Genomic DNA, 2,596 nt, shown 5'->3' on the forward strand with positions numbered 1-2,596 from the left:
TGCCTAAAAAGGCTGTGGTGGCGGTTAAGCCCGGCGAAAAAACTAGGGCGGGCATTACGGTGGTGGCCGCAAAATGAAACCAAGAAGAATTCGTATAAGAAAACCGCCGCAAAAAAGGGTAACGGCGAGAAAAATACACATAAAAGTTCTTACAAGGGAAGAATTAAAGAAAGGCATCTATATTATCCCCAACCTGTTTACCTGCGGAAATATGACATTCGGCGTGCTTTCGGTTATCGCGTCCATCGGGGGGCATTTTATTCCGGCGGCGTGGTTTTTAATCGGCGCCCTTGCCTGCGACATTTTGGACGGTAGGATCGCGAGGATGACCAAGACGACAAGCATGTTCGGAATGGAACTTGATTCCCTAAGCGATCTTGTTTCGTTCGGGATAGCGCCCGCGTTTATGATGTATATGCTGGTTCTGAAGACTATGGGAAAAATAGGAATCGCCATAGCCGTGCTTTATGTTTTATGCTGCGCCCTGCGTCTTGCGCGGTTTAACGTTCTCGCACATTCGGGAGCGGTTCACAAGCATTTTGTCGGGCTTCCCACTCCGGCCTCGGCGGGCGTTATTATTTCGTTTGTATTAAGTTACCAGCTTTTGGCGCCGGAAGGCATCCGCCTTAATTCCAAGACGATCCCGGTGCTAATGGAATTTATGCCTACGTTCTTCAAGATAATGCCGGTTGTCATCGTCGTGCTTTCGTTCCTGATGGTTTCCAATATTCCGTATCTGTCGTTTAAAAAATTACAACTGTCCAAGATACATACGATAGAACTTTTCGCCGTATTAATCGTGCTGATCATATTAATAGTTATCTTTCCGCAGAATACGATATTTATCATATTTACGATTTATGCCTTATCGGGAATTATAATTTATGTGCCAAGCCTTATCTTTAGAAGGAAAAAATTACCGGAAACCCAGGCGGAAATAGATGATGTGTGATCCGGCAAATCCAAAAGGCTCCGGTATAGTAAACATCTGGCAGGAAACTTTTCCCGTGCGTTTCGGTTCGATAGACAAGTCGGACCGCCTTACGTTGGACGCGGTTTTTCAGTTTTTTCAGGAAGCGGCGATTTGCCATGCGGAAAATTTGAACGTCGGACGGGAAGACATGATGCGTACGGGGCAAATCTGGATACTGTCGCGGATGTCGGTAATCGTAAAAAGGCGTCCCAAATATTTTGAGAACATCACCGTCCGTAGTTGGCCGCGCGGTGGCGAGAAACTTTTCGCGCTCCGCGATTATGACATACGCGACAAGGACGGCGTTCCAGTCGTTTGCGCGAGAAGCGGCTGGATTGTTTTGGACGTGGAAAAGCGCCGCCCCATACGGCCCCAATCGGTAATGGGCGGCCTGCCCTTGAACGAGGGGGAGAACGCCCTTTCCCCCGAAGACGGCGCGATTGCCGCCCTTGAAGAAAGGGGCAACCTGCAAAAGGCCGCCGAGAGAAAAGCCCGCTACACAGACCTTGATTTTAACGGCCATGTGAACAACGTCCGCTACATTCAATGGATAGAGGACGCCCTTGAGCCGCAACTATTGGAAAACGCCGACAGGATGCGCTTTGACATAAATTACCTGAACGAAATTTTAGGTGGCGAAGATATCGATATCATGTCCGCGAAGATAGAGGACGCCGGTAACGCAAGCGGCGGTTCTGGTTGTAGCGGCGCGTTTGCGTTTGAAGGCAGAAAGAACGCGCAGCAAGCAGCGGCGCAACCCGCGTTCAGGGCGGAGTTGAGGTTATATGGAAATTCTTAAACTTTTATCAATCGGGCTTGCATTGGGCATTCTGGTCGTTATCCCCGGCCTTTCGACGGGAACGATGGCGGTAGTTTTTAACGTGTACGACCGCCTTATCGGGATCATCACGCCCAACGTAAAAAAAATAATAGCCGCGTGGAAGTTCTGGCTTCCGCTTGTAATCGGCGGAGTAATCGGCCTCGCGTTTATCAGCAAAGTGGTCACCGTCATCTACGACAAATACCCGTTCCCGATAACTTGGTTCTTCATCGGCGTCATCGCCGGAAGCCTGCCCCTTCTTTACGGCAGGACGAAGCGGTCAGGGAAACTGTTCCCCGCCCCCGCCCCCGCGATTTGCGCCATCATCGCGCTCGCGGTAATGGTGGTAATGGCGATTTTCAATCCCAACGAGGCGGAGATTGTATATACGGAAATTTCATCGCGCCTGTTCGCCCTTCTAGTGCTTGCCGGAATTTTTTCCGCGATAGCGATGATAATCCCCGGAATCTCAGGCGCGTTTTTGCTTCTTGTCATCGGGCTGTACAGGACGGTAATTCAATCCGTCTCCGAGTTTAACGTCCCGCTTTTGATCCCTTTCATAATCGGCATAATAGCGGGGCTTTTGGCTGGCGCGGCTCTTGTCCGCTTCCTACTGTCAAAAGCGCCCTCGGAAACCTACGGCGCGGTGTTGGGGCTGGTAGCCGGTTCAATCGTAGTTTTGTTCCCCGGCAGTCTTGGAGAGGGAAGGATCGTTATTTATTCGGTTATATGCCTTCTAGTAGGCGCGGCGCTTTCATTCCTGTTGGGGAAGAAGAACTAGTTCGAAAAATTTCACACAAAGA

3 protein-coding genes are annotated in these 2,596 nt (G+C 50.2%); all 3 read left to right on the forward strand.

Annotated features, from left to right (window positions below; translation table 11 throughout):
• Nucleotides 1–73 precede the first annotated feature (73 nt).
• The 3 genes from pssA to ACYVTD_RS11505 are packed head-to-tail and all read left to right on the forward strand — an operon-like array spanning nt 74 to nt 2,574.
• Nucleotides 74–952: a CDP-diacylglycerol--serine O-phosphatidyltransferase gene (pssA, locus tag ACYVTD_RS11495; protein WP_461247908.1), complete on the forward strand. Its 879-nt coding sequence runs from the start codon at nt 74–76 to the stop codon at nt 950–952.
• Complete coding sequence (locus ACYVTD_RS11500; protein ID WP_461247909.1) at nt 942–1,772, forward strand: acyl-[acyl-carrier-protein] thioesterase; 831 nt, start codon at nt 942–944, stop codon at nt 1,770–1,772. Before pssA ends, ACYVTD_RS11500 begins: the two co-directional genes overlap by 11 nt.
• On the forward strand, nt 1,759–2,574 hold the full coding sequence (locus tag ACYVTD_RS11505) for a DUF368 domain-containing protein (protein WP_461247910.1): 816 nt from the start codon (nt 1,759–1,761) through the stop codon (nt 2,572–2,574). The genes ACYVTD_RS11500 and ACYVTD_RS11505 overlap by 14 nt, the downstream gene beginning before the upstream one ends.
• Nucleotides 2,575–2,596: the final 22 nt, after the last annotated feature.

It is taken from the genome of Treponema sp. R6D11, assembly GCF_054786075.1.